The organism is Pantoea dispersa (assembly GCF_014155765.1).
Classification (GTDB): domain Bacteria; phylum Pseudomonadota; class Gammaproteobacteria; order Enterobacterales; family Enterobacteriaceae; genus Pantoea; species Pantoea dispersa.
On record NZ_SCKT01000002.1, the window covers coordinates 205,569 to 224,863 of the forward strand.

At 59.8% G+C, this 19,295-nt stretch carries 18 protein-coding genes; 9 read left to right on the plus strand and 9 right to left on the minus strand.

Going from position 1 to position 19,295, the window contains the following annotated elements; genetic code table 11:
- Nucleotides 1-169: 169 nt before the first annotated feature.
- The 8 genes from H7K56_RS07635 to H7K56_RS07670 form a co-directional block, all read right to left on the minus strand.
- The gene (locus H7K56_RS07635; protein WP_150360318.1) at nt 170-1,081 is read right to left on the minus strand and encodes an ABC transporter substrate-binding protein; all 912 of its coding nucleotides are present in this window, start codon (nt 1,079-1,081) and stop codon (nt 170-172) included.
- Nucleotides 1,081-1,875: an amino acid ABC transporter ATP-binding protein gene (locus H7K56_RS07640; protein ID WP_150360319.1), complete on the minus strand. Its 795-nt coding sequence runs from the start codon at nt 1,873-1,875 to the stop codon at nt 1,081-1,083. The genes H7K56_RS07635 and H7K56_RS07640 overlap by 1 nt, the downstream gene beginning before the upstream one ends.
- A complete protein-coding gene (locus tag H7K56_RS07645) occupies nt 1,859-2,785 on the minus strand; it encodes an amino acid ABC transporter permease (RefSeq protein WP_021509060.1) in 927 nt (308 codons plus the stop codon). Before H7K56_RS07645 ends, H7K56_RS07640 begins: the two co-directional genes overlap by 17 nt.
- 11 nt (nt 2,786-2,796) lie before the next feature.
- Nucleotides 2,797-3,309 (minus strand): GNAT family N-acetyltransferase, encoded by a 513-nt coding sequence (locus H7K56_RS07650; protein ID WP_021509059.1) that lies wholly within the window; start codon nt 3,307-3,309, stop codon nt 2,797-2,799.
- Nucleotides 3,310-3,318: 9 nt separating this feature from the next.
- Entirely contained in the window at nt 3,319-4,251 is a 933-nt protein-coding gene (locus tag H7K56_RS07655; protein WP_150360320.1) for an ABC transporter substrate-binding protein, read from the minus strand.
- Nucleotides 4,252-4,268: 17 nt separating this feature from the next.
- Nucleotides 4,269-5,582: an LLM class flavin-dependent oxidoreductase gene (locus H7K56_RS07660; protein ID WP_150360321.1), complete on the minus strand. Its 1,314-nt coding sequence runs from the start codon at nt 5,580-5,582 to the stop codon at nt 4,269-4,271.
- 79 nt (nt 5,583-5,661) lie between these two features.
- Complete coding sequence (locus H7K56_RS07665; RefSeq protein WP_150360322.1) at nt 5,662-6,798, minus strand: amidohydrolase; 1,137 nt, start codon at nt 6,796-6,798, stop codon at nt 5,662-5,664.
- A gap of 12 nt (nt 6,799-6,810) precedes the next feature.
- A complete protein-coding gene (locus tag H7K56_RS07670; RefSeq protein ID WP_058770234.1) occupies nt 6,811-7,806 on the minus strand; it encodes an MsnO8 family LLM class oxidoreductase in 996 nt (331 codons plus the stop codon).
- A gap of 418 nt (nt 7,807-8,224) precedes the next feature.
- Here H7K56_RS07670 and H7K56_RS07675 point away from each other — a divergent pair, with 418 nt between their 5' ends.
- The 8 genes from H7K56_RS07675 to H7K56_RS07710 are packed head-to-tail and all read left to right on the plus strand — an operon-like array spanning nt 8,225 to nt 16,632.
- The gene (locus tag H7K56_RS07675; RefSeq protein ID WP_104093335.1) at nt 8,225-9,847 is read left to right on the plus strand and encodes a TIGR04028 family ABC transporter substrate-binding protein; all 1,623 of its coding nucleotides are present in this window, start codon (nt 8,225-8,227) and stop codon (nt 9,845-9,847) included.
- Nucleotides 9,848-9,857: 10 nt separating this feature from the next.
- On the plus strand, nt 9,858-10,802 hold the full coding sequence (locus H7K56_RS07680; protein ID WP_182688999.1) for an ABC transporter permease: 945 nt from the start codon (nt 9,858-9,860) through the stop codon (nt 10,800-10,802).
- Nucleotides 10,799-11,656, plus strand: a complete 858-nt coding sequence (locus H7K56_RS07685) for an ABC transporter permease (RefSeq protein WP_150360323.1) — start codon at nt 10,799-10,801, stop codon at nt 11,654-11,656. Before H7K56_RS07680 ends, H7K56_RS07685 begins: the two co-directional genes overlap by 4 nt.
- Complete coding sequence (locus H7K56_RS07690; protein WP_150360324.1) at nt 11,653-13,263, plus strand: dipeptide ABC transporter ATP-binding protein; 1,611 nt, start codon at nt 11,653-11,655, stop codon at nt 13,261-13,263. Before H7K56_RS07685 ends, H7K56_RS07690 begins: the two co-directional genes overlap by 4 nt.
- Complete coding sequence (locus H7K56_RS07695) at nt 13,260-14,264, plus strand: putative FMN-dependent luciferase-like monooxygenase (RefSeq protein WP_150360325.1); 1,005 nt, start codon at nt 13,260-13,262, stop codon at nt 14,262-14,264. The genes H7K56_RS07690 and H7K56_RS07695 overlap by 4 nt, the downstream gene beginning before the upstream one ends.
- A gap of 12 nt (nt 14,265-14,276) precedes the next feature.
- Entirely contained in the window at nt 14,277-15,380 is a 1,104-nt protein-coding gene (locus H7K56_RS07700) for an alkylhydroperoxidase domain protein (RefSeq protein ID WP_150360326.1), read from the plus strand.
- A gap of 2 nt (nt 15,381-15,382) precedes the next feature.
- Nucleotides 15,383-15,760, plus strand: a complete 378-nt coding sequence (locus H7K56_RS07705; protein ID WP_058775934.1) for a peptidase dimerization domain-containing protein — start codon at nt 15,383-15,385, stop codon at nt 15,758-15,760.
- Nucleotides 15,761-15,783: 23 nt separating this feature from the next.
- Entirely contained in the window at nt 15,784-16,632 is an 849-nt protein-coding gene (locus H7K56_RS07710) for a VOC family protein (RefSeq protein WP_150360327.1), read from the plus strand.
- Nucleotides 16,633-16,786: 154 nt separating this feature from the next.
- Here H7K56_RS07710 and H7K56_RS07715 read toward each other — a convergent pair whose 3' ends face one another.
- Nucleotides 16,787-17,053 (minus strand): YdgH/BhsA/McbA-like domain containing protein, encoded by a 267-nt coding sequence (locus H7K56_RS07715; RefSeq protein WP_058770242.1) that lies wholly within the window; start codon nt 17,051-17,053, stop codon nt 16,787-16,789.
- Nucleotides 17,054-17,674: 621 nt separating this feature from the next.
- On the opposite strand from H7K56_RS07715, the gene H7K56_RS07720 reads away from it, so the two are divergent.
- On the plus strand, nt 17,675-19,258 hold the full coding sequence (locus H7K56_RS07720; protein WP_150360328.1) for an arylsulfatase: 1,584 nt from the start codon (nt 17,675-17,677) through the stop codon (nt 19,256-19,258).
- Nucleotides 19,259-19,295: the final 37 nt, after the last annotated feature.

A 19,295-nucleotide genomic window follows, 5' to 3' on the forward strand; every position in this document is an offset into this window, starting at 1 on the left:
TGTCATTCCGGTACTTGTAAACCGCACATCCTGTAGCGGCGCGATTTATCGCGCTGATGTTCAGAAGCGCCATGCCCATCCCGACATAGCGCAATGAATTGCGCCGTTACCGCTATTGCCTGTGTTGTTGAACGGGTGAAAACTCATCTCGCCGCTCTGCCACCCCGCCCTAATTATCCTGATAAACAATCCCGGGCGGATTAACCTGCGAAATCTCCACTGCCTCGCCCTCTTCACCCCATCTTGCCAGCACCTGGTGATACTGGCCGCCAGCGATAGCGCCGTTGATCGCCTGCTGCAGCGCGACGTCCAGGCCATTGCCCTTCTTCGTGGTGACCGCTACCCAGGCGCGAAACGGCCCGTGTCCGACAATTTTGGTTTGCCCGCGCGAAGCCACTTTCCACGCCGCCATGGCCTGCGGGCCAAATGACGCATCGGCCCGGCCAGAGAGCAGCGCCAGCGTGGCGGAAGCATCATCGTTGAGATAAATCGGCTGCACCGGGGCCAGGCCCTGCGCCCGATTCTTCGCATCCCAGCTCAGTAATATTCGCTCCTGATTGGTACCGGAGCCCACAATAATCCGTTTGCCGGCCACGTCTTCCCGGCGACGAATCGCGCTGATTTTACTGTCCGCTTTCACCGCGAAGGCATGGTTATCCGCGCGATAGGTGGCGAAATCAAACTTCTGCTTGCGCTCCTCGGTCACCGCGATATTGAACATCGCCACATCATAGCGCCCTGCCGTGATGCCCAGCGGCCAGTCCTCCCACGCCGCCGGCACCAGCCTGAGTTTCAGACCGAGGCTGTCGGCCAGCAGGCGCGCAATGTCCGGGTCGCTGCCGATCAGCGTTTTATTATCGGACGCCCAGAGGCCAATTGGCGGTGAATTATTGGCTGAGGTGGCGACGGTTAAATAGCCGGGGTGAACAAAATGAAATCCGGCGGGGATCTTCGCGATCGCCTGCGGATTGGCCGCCATGGTGATCGGCGTTTCGTTATGACTGGCGTCCAGCTGTTGCGCGCCTGCCGCGGATGCCGCCAGCACCGCACCCGCCAGCGCGACTATAATCACCGGCTTCATTACAGCACCCTGGCGAGGAAACGTTTGGTGCGCTCATGACGCGGCTGATTCAGCACCTGCTGGCTGCTGCCCTGCTCAACCACGCGCCCGTCAACCATAAACACCACATTATCCGCCACTTCACGCGCAAAGCCGATCTCGTGCGTGACAATCACCAGCGTGGTGCCGGATCGCGCCAGTTTTTTAATCACATCCAGCACTTCGCCCACCAGTTCCGGGTCGAGCGCCGAAGTCGGCTCATCAAACAGCATCACGCGCGGGTTGAGCATCAGCGCACGCGCAATCGCAATGCGCTGCTGCTGACCGCCAGAGAGATGCCGCGGCCAGGCATCGGCTTTGTGCCGCAGGCCGACCACATCCAGCAGCTCACCGGCGCGATCGATCGCTGCCCGGCGCGACAGCTGACGATGGGCAATCGGCGCTTCAATCAGATTTTCCAGCACCGTCAGGTGCGGAAACAGATTGAAGTTCTGGAACACATAGCCGACGTTGATGCGCTGCCGCAAAATCGCCTTCTCTTTCAGCTCATAGAGTTTATCGCCGCGCCGCTGATAGCCGATGTAATCGCCATCGATCTGAATAAAGCCTTCATCCACGCGCTCCAGATGATTGATGGTGCGCAGCAGCGTCGATTTGCCAGAACCGGACGGCCCGAGGATCACCGTTACCGAACCGGGAGCCAGCTCAAGCGACACCTCATCCAGCGCTTTATACCGGCCAAACGTCTTGCTGACGCCGGTAATACTGATGGCGCCGGTGGTATGCAGATAGCGGTAATCAATGGCTTCGGACATGAGACAGCTCCTCGTTGACGGCAGGGTTCACGCTGCGGTTGCGCCACTGGCGCCAGCGCGAAGGTTGCGGTTCACGCGTGACGCTGCGTGCCAGCCAGCGCTCGACGCTGTGCTGCAGCAGCGACAGCACGGTGGTGATGATCAGATACCAGGCGGCTCCGACCATCAGCAGCGGGATCACCTGCTGGGTGCGGTTGTAGATCATCTGGATGGTGTAAAACAGCTCGGGCATCGCCAGCACGTACACCATTGAGGTGCCCTTGGCGAGGCTGATGATCTCATTAAAGGTGGTGGGAATAATCGCGCGCAGCGCCTGCGGCAGAATGATGCGAAACGTGCGGCGCGACGACGATAATCCCAGCGCCGAAGCGGCTTCAAACTGGCCGTGATCGACGCCGAGAAATCCGCCGCGAATAATCTCCGCGCTATACGCGCTCTGCACCAGCGTCAGGCCAATCACCGCCGCCGGGAACTGGCCGAGCACGTTGATGGTCTGGAAGTGCCCCCACGACAGAGCGGTGAACGGAATACCGAACGACAGCGTGTCGTACAGGTACGAGAAGTTATACAGAATGATCAGCACCACAATCAGCGGCAGCGAGCGAAACAGCCAGATATAGCCAAACGCCAGCGTGCTCAGCAGCCACGATGACGAGAGCCGCGCCAGGGCCAGCAGGCCGCCGAATATCAGGCTCAGCAGCGTGCCGCACAGCGTCAGCAGCAGCGTTTGCCCCAGGCCATTAAGGATCACCGGATCGAAAAACCAGCGGGCAAACACGCTCCACTCCCAGCGCGGATTAAAGGCCACGGAATCGATCACCGCCGCAAGGATAAATAGCGCGATGATGGCACCGACGGTACGCGCCGGATAGCGTGCCGGCACCACGGTCAAAGGTTGTTGCTTACTCATGGTGGCTCTCCTTAGCTGGCCTGCGCCACGTTGTGCACATCAATCACTTTGAGAAAACGCAGCCGGCCATCGTGCGGCGGCTGGCCGTAAATCTCCATATCTTCGCGCAGCTCAAACTGCGGCTGATAGCCGTGGCCGATATACAGCTGTACCGCTTCCGGCTGACGGAAACCGGTGGTGAGAAACACGCGCTGATAGCCTGCGCGCAGCGCCCGGCGCTCCAGCTCCTGCAGGATCAACAGTGCCAGTCCCTGACGGCGCAGGTCACGCCGCGTCCAGATGCGCTTCAGTTCGGCGGTGGTAGCATCCCACGGTTTGTAGGCGCCCATGGCGATGATCTCACCGTCGCGCTCCAGCACGATGAACAGCCCGCGCGGCGGCAGATACCACTCGGTCAGCTCAACTTCATTGTGTTTCCTGAAGAAATCGCCGTAGCGTGCTGCATATTCACCAAACAGACCGTCAAGAATCGGCTGCAGCTCCGGCGCTTCCGGTGACACTTCGCGGAAAAATTGCTGGCTCATGCCGCCTCCTTAATCGCCCAGTCCGGGCGGATTGATCTCGGAACGATCCAGACGCTCCACGCCTTCACCCCAGCGGTTCAGCACCTTGTCGTAGTCACCGTTTTTGATCACGCCGTTGAGTGCGGTGTTAATTGGCTGCACCAGCCCGTTGTCTTTCTTCACCGTCACCGCGATGTGCGCCGCCTTCGGCCAGCCGCCGTCCACACTGCCCACCAGCCGGGTCTTTTTGGTCAGCGCCGCTTTCCACGCGCCAATCACGTTAGGGCCGAAGTAAGCGTCGGCGCGCCCGGCCTGTAGCGCCAGCGTCTGCGCAGCGTCATCTTTGGTATAAACCGGTGTGAAAGGCTTCAGTCCCTTAGCCTGATTCTCTTTATCCCAGGCCAGCAGGATGGCCTCCTGATTGGTGCCGGAGCCGACGATGATGCGCAGGCCGGCGATATCTTCTGCCTTGCTCAGCGAGGTAATCGGGCTGCTGGTTTTCACATAGAAGCCCAGCGAATCTTTGCGGTAGGTGGCAAAATCAAAACGCTGTTTACGATCTTTAGTCACCGTCACGTTGGTGATCGCCGCGTCATATTTGCCCGATGCCACGCCCAGCGGCCAGTCCTCCCACGAGGTGGGCACGATGTTGAGCTTCAGCCCGAGGCTGTCGGCCACCAGACGCGCGATATCCACCTCACTGCCCAGCAGCGTTTTATTGTCGTCGCTGAATACCGTGAGCGGCGGCGAGTTGAGTGCCGCCACCGCCACGGTGAACGATCCCGGCACGGCAAATTTGTGGCCCGCCGGAATTTGCGCCACGGCGGCAGGATTCTCTGGCGTGTTGATGGGCGTTTTATTGGCGGCAAGGCTCACCTGCTGACCATTGACGGCCACGTCCTCGGCCAGTGCCGCACTGCTCAGGCCCAGTAACAGCAGCACAATCAGGGATTTTTTCTGCATAGCGTGTTTTCTCATCGTTATTGTGGTGTGAACTGGTTGAGCGGTTGTTTCAGACCAAAGCTGGCGCGTAGCGTGCTGCCCGGGTATTCGCGACGCGTCAGGCCGCGCGCCTGGAGAACAGGAATCACCTGATCAACAAAACGCTCGAAGGTGTCCGGCGTGCCGCCCTGAATAATGAAACCGTCAGTGGCTTCGGTTTCGAACCACAGCTGCAGACCATCCGCCACCTGCTGTGGCGTGCCGTGAAACAGCGGACGCGGCGTCGCGGCTTCCAGCGCCGCCTGGCGCAGCGTATGGCCGTGTTCACGCGCTTTGCGTTTGATTTCGTCGGTGGTGCTACGGAAACTGTTCTGGCCAATGTCGCCAATGTCCGGGAACGGCTGGTCGAGCGGATACTGCGAGAAGTCGTGATGGTCAAAGAAGCGACCAAGGTAGTTGAGTGAATCCTCAATCGAGACCAGCGCCGCGGTGGTCTGGTACTGGCGCTCGACGTCTGCGTCATTCTCCCCCACGATCACACTGACGCCCTGGAAAATGTGCAGATCGCCCGGTTCACGCCCGTTCGCCACCAGCTGCTGCTTCACATCCCGGTAGAACGCCTGCGCCTCTTCGCGCGTTGGCTGATGGGTGAAGATGGCGTCAGCATGACGCGCCGCCAGCTTGCGGCCATCTTCCGAGGCGCCCGCCTGAAAGATAATCGGCCGGCCCTGCGGGGTGCGCTCAATGTTCAGCGGCCCCTGTACCTGGAAAAAATCACCGTGATGATTCAGCGTGTGCAGTTTGTCAGGTGCATAGAACTGACCGCTGGCTTTGTTGCGCACAAACGCGCCCTCTTCCCAGGAATCCCACAACCCTTTCACCACCTGCAGATATTCGTCGGCAATGCGGTAGCGCAGCGCATGCTCGGGATGCTGCTGACGCGAAAAGTTTTTTGCCGAGCCCTCCAGCGGCGATGTCACCACATTCCATCCCGCGCGCCCGCCGCTGAGATGGTCGAGACTGGCGAACTGGCGGGCGACGGTGAACGGCTCACTGTAGGAAGTGGACACCGTACCGACCAGACCGAGATGTTCGGTGACGCCGGCCAGCGCCGACAGCAGCGTCAGCGGTTCGAAGCGGTTAAGAAAGTGCGGGATCGATTTCTCATTGATGAACAGGCCATCGGCGACAAACAGGAAATCCAGTTTGCCAGCCTCGGCTTTACGGGCGATACGGCGGGCGTAATCAAAACTGATGCTGGCATCCGCCTGCGCCGCCGGATGACGCCAGGCGGACATGTTGCCGGATGCGCCGTGCAGAATGGTGCCGAGGCGCAGTTGTCTTGCAGTCATAATCGTCTCTCTTTGCTCATGGCGCAGCCTGTCGGCGATAGCCTTATCGCCGTACAGCGCTGCCAGAAATGGAAGAAAATCAGTTAAGGATGGCGTCGCGACATCGCGCGTTTAGCTGCTGCAATGCCTGTTGCGCCAGCTGACTAAAGTAGTGTGCCGCCGGGGCGATCAGCGCTTCATCGGGGTTGAAGCCACCGTGATGCAGGCCAAATTCACTGGCGCTGCCAATGCTGACAAACGCGCCAGGGAGCTGCTGCAGGTAATAAGCGAAATCTTCGCCGCCAAGGTGCAGCTCAGCCTGTTGCACCTGATAACCCACCTGCTGCGCCACCTGACTGGCAAACTGTGCCCAGTGGGCGTCGTTCTCCAGTACCGGCGGCCCCGGATGCCAGCTAAAGGTGGCCGTGGCACCGCTGGCGGCGGCGATATTGACCACCACCTCGCGCGCACGCTGCTCCAGCTGCGCGCGCACCTGTTTATCGTGCGTACGCACCGTGCCGCCAAATTCCGCGTCAGCCGTCGGAAGACCGTGGTGCCTGTGCGCATCAATCCGCGTGACGCTCAGCACCAGACTGTCCAGCGTATTAAAGCTGCGGCTGGTAAGGGATTGCAGCGCCTGAATAATCTGGCTGGCGACCAGGATGCTGTTCACGTCCGCGCGGGTGCTGTGCACACGCACCACAAATTTATCGGCGTTGGCATAAAACGCACCGCTGCGCGTGGCAAAGGTGCCCGTGGGCAAACCCGGTTCGTTGTGCATGCCAAAAATCGCCTGAACCTGATCCAGCACCCCCGCGTTGATGAACTGGCGCGCGCCCTGGGCAATCTCTTCCGCCGGCTGGAACAGGATGCGCACCCGCCCCGCTAGCTGAGCTTCCCGTGCTTTCAGCTGCAGCGTGGCACCCAGTATCACCGCACTGTGCACATCGTGACCGCAGGCGTGCATAACGCCGGCTTGCCGTGAACGAAAAGGCAGCCCGGTGGCTTCATGAATCGGCAATGCATCGATATCGGCACGCAGGGCGATCAGGGGCGCGCCCTGACCCACTTCCGCCACCACGCCGGTGTGCAGCGGATAATCCAGCAGGCGCACGTCAGCCTGCTGCAGCCAGCGGCGCAGCCGCGCGCTGGTTTCCACTTCATGACCGGAGAGTTCCGGCCAGCTGTGCAGCTCGCGCCGCCAGTCAATCAGCTGCTGTTCGCTTACTATCGTCACAGGACCTCCCGGTCAGGCGCTAACCAGACGATGCGTCGCCAGCAGTTCGAGGGATTTCACCCGCGCCTGCTCCTCCGCCACCGGCGTATCAATAACAAACTCTTCAATGCCGTAGCGCTGGTGCAGCGCATCAAGCTGCGCGTGCACCTGTGCCGCGGTCCCTTTCAGCAGCGACGGCGTGCGTGGCTCAATCACGTAATCACTGAAACCGCCCTGACGCACATAGCGCTCAGCCTGTTCAATGCTGCCGACGTTAACGCTCTGTCCGCCCGTCACGCTGACGTGATAAATGCGCAGTGTGTCGACCAGCAGGTCAGCTTCTGCCGGCGAATCCGCCACCACCACCTGTACCGCCACCAGCGCACGCTGACCCTGACTGTGCTGGCGATAGCTGTTCAGCACCTGCGCCATCAGTTGCGGATCGCCGTTGTGGTGTGCGGCGAACACCAGCTGCCAGCCGAGCTCTGCCGCCAGTCGGGCGCTCGCTTCGCTGGCCCCGAGCAGAAAGCGATTGGCCGGACGCGGCGGCTGCGGCGTGGCGCGCAGGATCTCCTCATCCCCCACCGGCGGCACACTGAGCCAGCTATCCAGCAGCGCCAGCTGTTCGGCAAAGCTGCCTTTCTCCTGCTGGTGCACCCCCAATTGCAGCGCGCGGGTGGAAAGCGGCAGTCCGCCGGGCGCTTTCCCCACGCCCAGGTCGATACGTCCAGGTGCCAGCGCAGCCAGCAGGTTGAAGTTTTCCGCCACTTTATAAGGGCTGTAGTGCTGCAACATCACGCCGCCGGAACCCACGCGGATATGCCGGGTCTGGCCAATGATCCAGGCAATCAACAATTCCGGCGAAGGACTCGCCAGCTGGTCGCTGTTGTGGTGTTCCGCCAGCCAGAAGCGGTGATAACCCCAGGCTTCCGCGCGCTGAGCCAGCTGCAGTGTGCGATGCAGGGCCTGCGTGGCGCTCTCACCTGCTGCAATCGGTGATTTGTCGAGCAAACTCAGTCGGTATGACATGCGCCTGTTCCTTATTTCGATGAATAGGGTTGCGATGAATATGGCGCTTAGTGTGGCGGGGAGATTTATATTTCGTAAAACAACTAAATCGGCAAAGCGATTCAGGAAATGAGAAATAGTCATAATACTTGCTGGTGAAAGCCTGATTTTTGGTAAAGCGGATTTCGCTTTCTGTCGGATTAACATTACGCGAGCCGGTAATGATCCGCAGCAGCAATAACCTCAGCGCAGGTTTTCAGGTTGAGAAAAAACAATTTTTATCGAGCCAGGAAAACAACCCGGTAATTGCGGCATACAATTAACTCTCCGCTTTTGTTATTTTCGCAAAAGCTTAGTGCAATTCATTGGTTCAACTCACGGGTTGCACATTTGATGATGATTTCAGCCCACCGGGCACTTGATAACAAAGGAAATCATCATGAAGACGCATTTTCACTTGCGGGCGCTGAGCTTAGCCCTGCTGACAGGGATATTTAGCGCCCACGCGGCGGAGACGCCGGTCAAAGGCGGCACGCTGATTTATCTGGAACAGCAGGCACATACCAATCTTTATCCGCCGGCTGGGGGGTTTTATCCCAACGGCGGCATTCTTAATCAGATCACCGACAAACTGACGTGGCAAAATCCGAAAACGCTGCAGGTGGAACCGTGGATTGCCGAAAGCTGGAGCAGCAACGCGGATAAAACGGAATACACCTTTAAAATTCGTCCTGGCGTCACCTTTTCCGATGGCACGCCGCTGGATGCGAATGCCGTGGCGAAAAACTTTGATACTTACGGACTCGGTAATAAAGCCCAGCGCCTGCCGGTGTCTGAAGTGATTAATAATTACGAACGCAGCGAAGTGATTGATCCCCAGACGGTGAAGTTTTATTTCAAACAGCCCTCACCTGGATTTTTACAGGGCACGGCCACCATTGGCTCCGGACTGGTTTCCCTCAGCACGCTGCAGCGCAGCTTCGACCAGCTCGGCGATGCGCGCCATATTATTGGCTCCGGGCCATTTGTGGTCAGCGATGAAAAGCTTGGGCGGGAAGTGGATTTAACCGCGCGCAAAGATTACCAGTGGGGACCGAAAAACAGCACCCAGCAGGGACCGGCGAATCTGGCTGGCATCAAATTTATTGTCACACCGGAAGATAGCGTGCGCATCGGCGCGCTGCTGGCCGGTCAGGCCGATTTTATTCGCCAGGTGCAGGCGTATGACGAAAAACAGGCGCAGCAGCAGGCGTTCCCGGTTTACGCAGCGCCGACGCGTGGCGTCAACGACAGCATCAGCTTCCGCCCGGACAACCCGCTGGTCAGCGATCTGCGTGTACGTCAGGCGCTGTTGCACGCGACCAACGCGCAGCAGGTGGTGCAAACCCTGTTTTCACCTAACTATCCGCAGGCCACCTCGGTACTCGCCGCCTCGGCCGCCGGGTATGTCAACCTCGCGGACAAACTGAAATACGATCCCGCCCGCGCCAGGCAACTGCTTGATGAGGCTGGCTGGCAGCCCGGCAGCGACGGCATCCGCGCTAAGGCGGGGCAAAAGCTGGCTCTGACCGTGTATGAATCGCTGCCGCAGCCGCAGAACAAAGAAGTGCTGCAGCTGGTGGCCCAGCAGTGGCGTCAGGTTGGCGTCCAGCTCACGGTGAAAGCCGGTGACGCTGGCAGCCGCACGCTGGACAACCTCGATCCGCTAAAAACCCCGCTCACGGTCTCGGAAGTGGGCCGCGCCGACCCGGACGTGGTGAAGAGCATGTTTTACCCCGCCAACCGCGATGCGCTGCTGCAAAAAGGCGGCTCCAGCGACAAAGTCCGGCATTTCCGTGACGACCAACTCAACAAGCTTTTGGTGGCAATCTCGGCCGAAGTCGATCCGGCGAAACGTCTGGCGCTCACCGGTGACGCCCAGCGTTATCTGCTGGATCAGGCTTATGTGATCCCGATCTTTGAAGAGCCGCAGGTGTTTGCCGGCGCGCCGTGGCTGAAGGGCGTGAGTTTTGAAGCCGTAGGCCGGCCGTCGTTCTACGGCGCATGGCTGGAAAAACATTGAGAGGATGATGATGCGACACGCACTGCTGCATAGAGCGGGACAAAGCCTGCTGGTGTTATGGGCGGCGTTTACCCTGTCGTTTCTGCTGCTGCAGGTGCTGCCGGGCGATGCGGTGCTGATCAAGTTCCAGAATCCGGATCTGGGTCTCAGCCCGCAGCAAATTGCAGAGATGCGGCAGGCCTACGGTGCCGATAGCCCGATCTGGCAGCAGTATCTGCATACGCTGCTGGCGATGCTGCGCGGTGACTTTGGCTACTCGGTGCAGGCAGGTGTGCCGGTCAGCGATCTGCTGCGCAGCAATCTGCCCGCCACGCTGCAGCTGGCGCTGGCGGGATTTGCCGTTGCCTGCGTGGTGGCCTTCGCACTGGCGGCGCTGGCGCGACTGCCTGCGCTGCGCCTGCTGCGTACGCTATTGCAGTCGCTGCCGGCACTGTTTATTTCGCTGCCGACGTTCTGGCTTGGCATCGCGCTGATTCAGCTGTTCTCCTTTCAACTGCGCTGGATCCCGGTGATCAACCCATCGCCCCTGCAGGGACTGATTCTGCCGGTGCTGACCGTCGCCGTGCCCATCTCCGCCCCGCTGGCCCAGATTCTGCTGCGCAGCATCGATCAGGTTGCTACTCAGCCGTTTGTCGCCGTGGCCCGCGCCAAAGGTGCCAGCGCACCACACGTGCTGTGGCGCCATATCATGCGCAACGCGCTGCTGCCGGTGCTCAATGTGGCCGGTTTGCTACTGGGGGAACTGATCGCGGGCGCGCTGATTACCGAAACCGTGTTCGGCTTAAGCGGCATCGGCCAGCTGACCCAGCAGGCGGTCAACAATCAGGATGTGGCGGTGTTACAGGCGGTAGTAATGATCTCCGCACTGGCGTTTGTACTGATCAACCTGCTGGTCGATCTGCTGATGCCGCTGTTCGACCCACGTCTGCAAACCGTAGCCGGAGGAAATTCATGAGTCTGGTCGATTACTCTACCGCGCGTCAGGGACAGCCGGCCTTGCGGCGCGATCGTGCCCGCCGCCTGCAGCCCGGCTTGTGGCTGGCATGGACGGTGCTGGCGCTGGCGTTTGTGGCGGCCGTGGCACCGCAGCTGTTTACCCACTATAGCCCGACCGAAGGCATTGCCGGCGCGCAGCGCTTAGCGCCGCACAGTGCGCACTGGCTCGGCACCGATCAACTCGGACGCGACCTGCTGGCGCGCATCGTCTATGGCGCCTCGCAGTCGCTCTCTGCGGCGGTCGCAGCGGTGGCGATGGGGCTCACTGGCGGAACCGCGCTGGGCGTCCTGGCCGGGGCCGTGGGCGGCCGCGGTGAACAGGCACTGATGCGACTGGTTGATGTGCTGCTTTCAATCCCGGCGCTGCTGCTGTCATTAAGCCTGCTGATCCTGCTGGGTTTTGGCACCGTGCACGCTGCGCTGGCGGTGGGCATCGCCTCGATTGCCAGTTTTGCCCGGCTGGCGCGCGGCGAAGTGGTGCGGGTACGCCGCAGTGAATATGTGGAAGCGGCTTATGGCAGTGGCGGCCGTTTCTGGCAGGTACTGTGGCGCCACATTGTCCCGAACTCGCTGACCGCGGTGATTGCCTTCGCCGCGCTGCAGTTTGGTCAGGCCATTCTGGCGCTCTCAACCCTCAGCTTTCTCGGCTATGGCACGCCGCCACCGACCCCCGAATGGGGTTTGCTGATCGCCGAAGGCCGCAACTATCTGGCTACCGCGTGGTGGCTGACTACCTTTCCCGGCGTGGTGGTGGTCGCCGTGGTGCTGGCGGCGAATCGCGTCAGCCGTCAGCTGGCAGGAGGTGACGCATGACAGCGCTATTAAATGTGGAAAACCTCAGTCTCAGCTATCGCCAGCGCGGCGTGTGGCGCGAAGTGGTGCATAACGTGAGCTTTACCCTGCAGCCGGGCGAAATGGTGGCGCTGGTCGGTGAATCCGGCTCAGGCAAAACCACCACGGCCCAGGCGATTATCGGTCTGCTGGCGGACAATACCCGGCGCGATAGCGGTAAAATTTTGCTGAACGGCACCGATATCGCCGGCTGGTCATCCCGGCGCATGGACAGCGTGCGCGGCGTGCATATCAGCCTGGTGCCGCAGGATCCCGGTAATTCGCTTAATCCGGTGAAGAGCATTGGCGATCAGGTTGGCGAGATCCTGCAGCTGCATCAGAAGCTTAGCCGGACCGCGCGCCAGCAGCGCGTACTGGAACTGCTGCAAAAAGTTGGGCTGAGCCATCCGGAGCAGCGCCTGCATCAATATCCGCATCAGCTCTCTGGCGGGATGAAGCAGCGCGTGCTGATTGCCATCGCGCTCGCCCTGCAACCACAGTTGATCATCGCCGATGAGCCAACCAGCGCGCTCGATGTCACGGTGCAAAAGCGCATTCTCGATCTGCTCGACCAGCTACGCCGTGAGTTCGCCACCGCCGTGCTGTTTGTCACCCACGACCTGGCGCTGGCCGCGGAACGCGCTGACCGTCTGCTGGTGTTTCGTCACGGCGAGATCCAGGAACAGGGAAGCGCAGCGACGCTGGTCAGCGCGCCACAGCATCCTTACACCCGCCAGCTGTTACAGGACGCGGTGCCCGATGCTGCCGCTCTGCCTTATCCGTCCGCAGCCCGTTTTTCCACACCGGCGATTCAGCTCAACGCCATCGATAAACAGTTTGCGCTTGGCAGGCAGCAGACGCTGACGGTGGCGAAAGCGGTCAGCCTGACGGTGCCACGCGGCACGACGCACGCGCTGGTGGGTGAATCCGGCTCCGGCAAAACCACGCTGGCGCGCATTCTGCTTGGCTTTGAACGCGCCGATCGCGGCAAAGTGGTGATCGACGGCATTGATGCCAGCAGCCTGCGCGGCGAAGCGCTGCGTCAGCTGCGGCGCAAAATCCAGTTTGTTTACCAGAATCCGTTCGCCTCGCTCGATCCGCGCCAGACGCTGTTTAACATCATTGAAGAACCGCTGCGCAACTTTGGCTCGCTCAGCGCCGCCGCACGCCAGCAGCGGGTGCACGAGGTGGCGCAGCGGGTGGCACTGCCGCTGGATCCGCTGACGCGCAAGCCGCGCGAGCTGTCCGGCGGCCAGCGTCAGCGCGTCGCCATCGCACGGGCGTTGATCCCGCAACCGGCGATCCTGGTGCTGGATGAGGCGACGTCAGCGCTGGACGTCACGGTGCAGGCGCAGATTCTGCAATTGCTGCAACAGTTACAGCGCGAGCTGGGCCTCACCTATCTGTTTATCACCCACGATTTGGCCACCGTACGACGACTGGCACACAGCGTTACCGTGCTACGCGCAGGCGAAGTGGTTGAACAAGGTGACACCGTCACACTGTTCAATGCGCCGCAGCACCCTTACACCCGCGCGTTGATTGACGCCATTCCGGTTTTCCGTCCGCTGATTAAGGAGTCTGCATGACGCGCAAACGCATCGGTTTTTTTACCCGCCTGCTCGACGACACCACAGCGCAACAGCGCTACCGGCTGGCGACGGAACAAATTCAGCACGCTGAACGCTGCGGATTTGACAGTGCCTGGATCGCGCAGCACCACTTTCATGAAAAGGAAGGCGGGCTGCCCTCACCGCTGGTGTTTCTTGCTCACGTGGCCGCGCACACCCGTCATATCCGCCTCGGCACCGGCATCATCACCCTGCCGCTGGAAAATGCCCTGCGCGTGGCCGAAGACGCGGCGGTGCTGGACCTGCTGAGCGACGGACGACTGGAGGTGGGGCTCGGCTCCGGCGGCACGCCAACCTCATTTTTGCCGTTTGGCCTGACCAGCGAACAGCGCGCTGGCGTGTTTGCCGACCAGTTGCATACGCTGCTCAGCGCGTGGCGCGGCGACACGCTGGCCCATCCGGACAATCATCTCTATCCGCCGGCTCCGGAGCTGGCGCAGCGCGTGTGGATCGCCACCTTTTCCGTTGCAGGCGCGACGCGTGCCGGCCAGGCCGGTCACGGGCTGATGTTATCGCGCACCCAGCCGCGGCCGGCGGGTCAGCCGGACCTGTCGCTGCAGCAGCTGCAAAACCCGATGATCGATGCTTATCTCGCGGCGCTGCCGTCGGGCGTGGCGCCCCGCATCCTGGCTTCACGCACCGTGTTTGTTGCCGACTCGAACGACTACGCGCGCCGCCTTGCCGCGCCCGGTCTGCAGCGCCAGGCAGAGCAGTTTCGCAAGGCGGGCCACGACATCACCGGCAGCACGCTGGAGAGCCACGCGCGCCAGCTCGATGCACATATCGGCGATGCGGACGCGGTGCTGGCTTCGCTGCTGGCCGACAGCACGCTGACGCGCGCCACCGACATCACCTTCCAGGTGCACTCTATCGATCCGCCGCACGCCGATACGCTGCGTTCGGTGGCGTTAATTGCTGAACATATTGCCCCCACGCTGCGTGCGCTGGGGACCGCTTAACAGGAGAAAATCATGTCTCAGGCTACAGATTTACTGGCGGCGCTGGCCGATATCGACCCGGCGGCGCAACTGGCAGAGGCGCGCAGCGTGCGTCAGGCCGCGACCCGACACGCCCAGGGCAGCTATGAGGTGCTGTTTGGCCAGGATGACGACGATTTCCCGCTGGCGCAGCGTTACGCGCTCGCCGGGCAGGTCGCGGGCTGGCACGGCGTCACATCATTGCAGGCACACTATCAGCAGCAATCCAGCGAAACCCCGACAGATACGCGCTTTGCCGCCGGTCGCGCCTTTGCTGAACTGCTGAGCCTGCATCCGGTCGACGCCACACCGCAACAACTGACCACGCTGCGCCATGCCGGCTGGACGCCGCGCGGCATCGTCACGCTGGCGCAGCTGGTGGGATTTGTCAGCTTTCAGAGTCGCCTGCTGACCGGCCTGCGCCTGCTGAGCGGTGAAGCATCGCGCGCGCAGCCCCATGCGGTGGCCGGCAAATGGCATAGCGCCCCGCTCACGGCCAGCGGTCAGACTGCGCTCACCGCGTTTACCCAGCAGGAGCTGGGCTGGGAGCCGTGGCTGGCAGCCAAACCGCTCAGCGAGTTTACGGCGGAAGAACAGGCGACGCTGGCAAAAAACGGTCATAGCGAGTCCGACTATTTCCGTCTGCTGGCGCGCAATCTGCCGCTGCTGGAACAACGCACGCTGACGGATAAAGGCATTTTTTATACGCCGGGCGGTTTACCTCGCGCCGAGCGTGAACTGGCGGCCACGGTGGTGAGTAAAGTCAACGGCTGCATTTACTGCGCGTCCGTGCATGCCCGCAAAGCCAGTCAGCTGTCAAAAGATGAGACTGCGGTGCAAAAACTCCTGAATGTCGCGCCAGGCGCCGAGCTGGCACACGGCCAGTCCGCGCGCTGGGCGGCGATTATCGATTTTGTCGCCACCTTATCGCTAACCCCGGTCGCCAGCAGCCAGACCCAGCTGCAGGCGCTGCGCGAGCACGGACTGGATACGCTGCAGCTGCTGGACCTGATCCAGTCCGCCGCATTTTTTGCCTGGGCCAACCGCCTGATGCTAACGCTGGGCGAACCTTTCTTACCTGAACAGCCGCAGGGATGACCATGACACACACGTTATCTGCCACACAGGCAGCGTTTACTGACCATTTTCATATCACCATTCACGGCAAAGGCGCTCACGCTGCACGTCCGCATGAGGGCATCGACAGTATCGTTACCGGCAGCCACATCGTCAGCGCGCTGGCGGCCGCCGGCCTGGATGTCACCCGCTTTCAGGGTGGCAACAGCTGGAACGTGCTGCCGCCAGAGGTCGTCGTGGAAGGCGTGCTGCACAGCGAGGATGCCAGCGCGCGCCAGCGATCATCGGCGCAGGCCGCGACGCTGGTCAGCCATATTGCCCGGGCGTTCGGCGCCGAAGCGCAGCTCGCCTGGCAACCGCAACGCGAAGCCGAACGCAGCGCGACACCGCGGTCATCGTAATGATGCGAACCAGGAGGCAGATAATGGCGATACCGGTACCCGTTCCACAGCTCGATCATGCAGTGATCAATGTTGCCGATCGGCTGGATGACGCCAGCGCGTTGTATCGCCGGCTCGGTTTCCAGCTCACGCCACGCGGCCATCATTCGCTTGGCTCCAGTAATCATCTGGCGGTGTTTGGTGATAATTATCTGGAACTGCTGGGCTATGAAGCCGGGCGTGCGCACCAGCGTCAGGATATCTGGCAGGCACCGGCGGGCCTGAGCGGTCTGGCATGGAAAACCGGCGATGCCGATGCGGTGTGGCGCTATCTGGAAAGTCAGGATATTGATGGCGATCCCGCCGCCAGTTTTTACCGGCCGGTGCAGTTGCCGGATGGCAGCGCACAGCAGGCGCGTTTTCGCACCGTTCGCCTGCGCCCCGCCCTGGTGCCAAACGGACGCAGTTTTTTCTGCCAGCATGAGACACCGCAGGCGGTCTGGCAGCCAGTGTGGCAGCAGCATCCCAACGCGGTGACCGACATTATTGAGTTTGTGGTGGTGGCCCAGGATCCGGCAGCCGCCGCGCTGCCCTACAGTCGTTTATTTGGTGCTGATAATCTCACCGCCTGTCAGCAGGGCGCGTTTGTGCTGAAAGCGGGCGTGGCCACCGTGCGCTTTGCCGCTGCGCACTATGTGACGCAGCGCTTTACCGGCCTGCCGCCCGATTATGACGGCAGTGCGCGTATGGCCGCGCTGACGCTGCGCAGCAGCGACTTACGCAGGGTGAAAGCCAGCCTGCTGCTGGGCGATGTGCCTTTCCGCGAAGAGCCAGACGCCATCGTGGTCAGCGCGGAACAGGCCAGCGGCGTGGCGCTAAGGTTTCAGCTATGAAAGTATTGTCGGAGTAGATTGCCTGCTGACGACCTGGCAAGCGAACCAGATCTTAATCTCATTGCTTACTGTAGAAATAGAAACACGACAACAGGCCGTTATTAAAACGGCCTGTTGCAATGACTATGACGCCTGATTTGCAGCGTATAATTTATTATTTATACACTGTTGCCGTACCCTGTATTTTCTTACCTTCTTTACCGGAGGTGATCACAAAATATTTACCCCCCATCTCATCGGCCTTTTTCGAGATTTCAGCCATGGCCTCTGCCGGTGAACTGTATTCATTATTGGTACTAACCTTACCAACTTCCTGATACTGCTTAGCCTCTTCTTTAGTAATCTCCTGCGCTGCCAGAGCCGATAAAGAGAAAGTTGACGCCACCAGCAATGACATTATTGCTACCGTAATTTTTTTCATAAATCACCCCAGATTAATTGATTCCATCCCGTTCCGGATGGCCTTTTAAGGCTTAGGTGAGCCATAAAAATAACGCAAACCTGAACGCTAAAAAATATGACCCGCCTCGTAAAAAATAACCAGCCACTTTCAGTCAACAGAAAAATAATTTATATATTACAATAGGTTAAGTAATATTCAGCTTATTTAAAATAAGAAATACCTTAGCCGAAATGCGCAGCAGTGCGATACAGCAGAAAAAAATCACTCTGCCGCTCACATTTTTAAAATAGCACTTGGCATTCCAGTTATGAGCCGCTATGGTTGCTACATAACCAGATACACAGCCTGCTCATTTTTTGCATTTTTATACCTTGGTTACTTATACCCTCTCGCACACCGCATATTTTTCGCCTGCACGCAGCCTGCGTGCAGCGGGCCACGCTTTAATAAAAACTATTTAAAATCACAGATAATCAGACTGACTGAGCACCGCCATTCCGCACCGGGAAATAGCTATCAAAAAGATGCGTTTATTCATCTGCCGTCCTTTCAGGGTAAGGAGGAAATAACCGTCTGCGCAGCACTTATTCGGTCGGAAAAATTCTGACCTGGTCGGAATACAATTATCGGAGTGCAGAAATGTCCAGATTACCTTTTAGCAAGTCACTATTAGCGTCCATGCTATCTGTGGCCTGCTGTTCCTGGAGCGCCCATGCGGCTCCTCAATCCCCGACGCCCTCTACCGCGCCCGAGCAAAATTCGGGCAAGCCTAACATCGTGGTGATTTTTGGCGATGACATTGGCTACTGGAACATCAGTTCCTATAACCAGGGCACCATGGGATACAAAACGCCCAACATCGACAGTATTGCCGCCGAGGGCGCCAAATTCACCTCGTATTACGCGGAGCAAAGCTCCACCGCCGGACGCTCGTCGTTTATCACCGGGCAGATGCCGTTCCGCACCGGCATGAGTAAAGTCGGTATGCCAGGTGCGCCGCAGGGTCTGCAGAAAGAAGATCCGACCATTGCCTCGATCCTGAAGCAGCTCGGCTATGCCACCGGTCAGTTTGGTAAAAACCATCTGGGCGATCGCAATGAATTCCTGCCTACCGCACACGGCTTCGATGAGTTCTTTGGCAATCTGTATCACCTGAACGCCGAAGAAGAACCCGAGAACCCGGACTATCCGAAAGATCCTGAGTACCGTAAACAGTTTGGTCCGCGCGGCGTCATTAAAGCCAGCGCGGATGGCAAGGTTGAAGATACCGGGCCACTGAACGTGAAACGTATGGGCACGGTGGATGAAGAGTTCCTCGCCGCTAACAACGATTTCATGGAGCGTCAGGTCAAAGCGGGCAAACCGTTTTTTACCTGGTTCAACACCACGCGCATGCACAACAAAACGCACATTAAACCGCAGGATCAGGGCGTGACCGGCCTCGGCGACTACGCAGACGGCATGGTTGAGCACGATAAAATGATCGGCGAGGTGCTGAAGAAAATCAAAGATCTGGGTATCGAAGATAACACCATCGTGATTTACACCACCGACAACGGTCCGATGATCGCCACCTGGCCTGATGCCGGCATGACGCCATTCCGTGGCGAGAAAAATACCGGCTGGGAGGGCGGGTTCCGCGTACCCGCGATGATCAAATGGCCGGGGCATATTAAGCCTGGCACGATGATCAACGATATTTTCGGCAGCAACGACTGGTTCCCGACGCTGGTTGCCGCAGCGGGCGTGCCGGATATCAAACAGCAGCTGCTGAAAGGCTATAAGACCAGCGCCATGACCTACAAAGTGCATCTGGACGGTTACAACCAGCTGGATTTCCTGCAGGGCAAAGGGCCCGACCAGCGTAATGAGTTCTTCTACTGGAGCGATGACGGCGATCTATTAGCGATGCGCTACGGTCGCTGGAAAGCGCATTTCATGATTCAGGAACACACCGGCCTCGACCTGTGGAAATATCCGTTCGTTAAACTGCGCACGCCACTGATCTTCGACCTGGAGATCGACCCGCTGGAGCGCGGTGACAGCGGTATGGATTACAACCACTGGTTCTATGACCGTCTGTTCCTGCTGGGTGGCGCGCAGAAATACGCCGCAGATATGCTGCAAAGCTTCAAAGAGTTCCCGCCTCGTCAGAAACCCGGCTCTTTCACCGTTTCGGATGTGCAGAAACTGATTGACGAAGGCAGCCCGGCCACCAACTGAGTTATCACTCACAGCCGGGCACGCCGTGCCCGGTATT

Coding starts and splice junctions, on each gene's coding strand:
- H7K56_RS07635 (WP_150360318.1), bottom strand. CDS start 1,081: ATGAAGCCGGTGATTATAGTCGCGCTGGCGGGTGCGGTGCTGGCGGCA.
- H7K56_RS07640 (WP_150360319.1), bottom strand. CDS start 1,875: ATGTCCGAAGCCATTGATTACCGCTATCTGCATACCACCGGCGCCATC.
- H7K56_RS07645 (WP_021509060.1), bottom strand. CDS start 2,785: ATGAGTAAGCAACAACCTTTGACCGTGGTGCCGGCACGCTATCCGGCG.
- H7K56_RS07650 (WP_021509059.1), bottom strand. CDS start 3,309: ATGAGCCAGCAATTTTTCCGCGAAGTGTCACCGGAAGCGCCGGAGCTG.
- H7K56_RS07655 (WP_150360320.1), bottom strand. CDS start 4,251: ATGCAGAAAAAATCCCTGATTGTGCTGCTGTTACTGGGCCTGAGCAGT.
- H7K56_RS07660 (WP_150360321.1), bottom strand. CDS start 5,582: ATGACTGCAAGACAACTGCGCCTCGGCACCATTCTGCACGGCGCATCC.
- H7K56_RS07670 (WP_058770234.1), bottom strand. CDS start 7,806: ATGTCATACCGACTGAGTTTGCTCGACAAATCACCGATTGCAGCAGGT.
- H7K56_RS07675 (WP_104093335.1), top strand. CDS start 8,225: ATGAAGACGCATTTTCACTTGCGGGCGCTGAGCTTAGCCCTGCTGACA.
- H7K56_RS07680 (WP_182688999.1), top strand. CDS start 9,858: ATGCGACACGCACTGCTGCATAGAGCGGGACAAAGCCTGCTGGTGTTA.
- H7K56_RS07685 (WP_150360323.1), top strand. CDS start 10,799: ATGAGTCTGGTCGATTACTCTACCGCGCGTCAGGGACAGCCGGCCTTG.
- H7K56_RS07690 (WP_150360324.1), top strand. CDS start 11,653: ATGACAGCGCTATTAAATGTGGAAAACCTCAGTCTCAGCTATCGCCAG.
- H7K56_RS07695 (WP_150360325.1), top strand. CDS start 13,260: ATGACGCGCAAACGCATCGGTTTTTTTACCCGCCTGCTCGACGACACC.
- H7K56_RS07700 (WP_150360326.1), top strand. CDS start 14,277: ATGTCTCAGGCTACAGATTTACTGGCGGCGCTGGCCGATATCGACCCG.
- H7K56_RS07705 (WP_058775934.1), top strand. CDS start 15,383: ATGACACACACGTTATCTGCCACACAGGCAGCGTTTACTGACCATTTT.
- H7K56_RS07710 (WP_150360327.1), top strand. CDS start 15,784: ATGGCGATACCGGTACCCGTTCCACAGCTCGATCATGCAGTGATCAAT.
- H7K56_RS07715 (WP_058770242.1), bottom strand. CDS start 17,053: ATGAAAAAAATTACGGTAGCAATAATGTCATTGCTGGTGGCGTCAACT.
- H7K56_RS07720 (WP_150360328.1), top strand. CDS start 17,675: ATGTCCAGATTACCTTTTAGCAAGTCACTATTAGCGTCCATGCTATCT.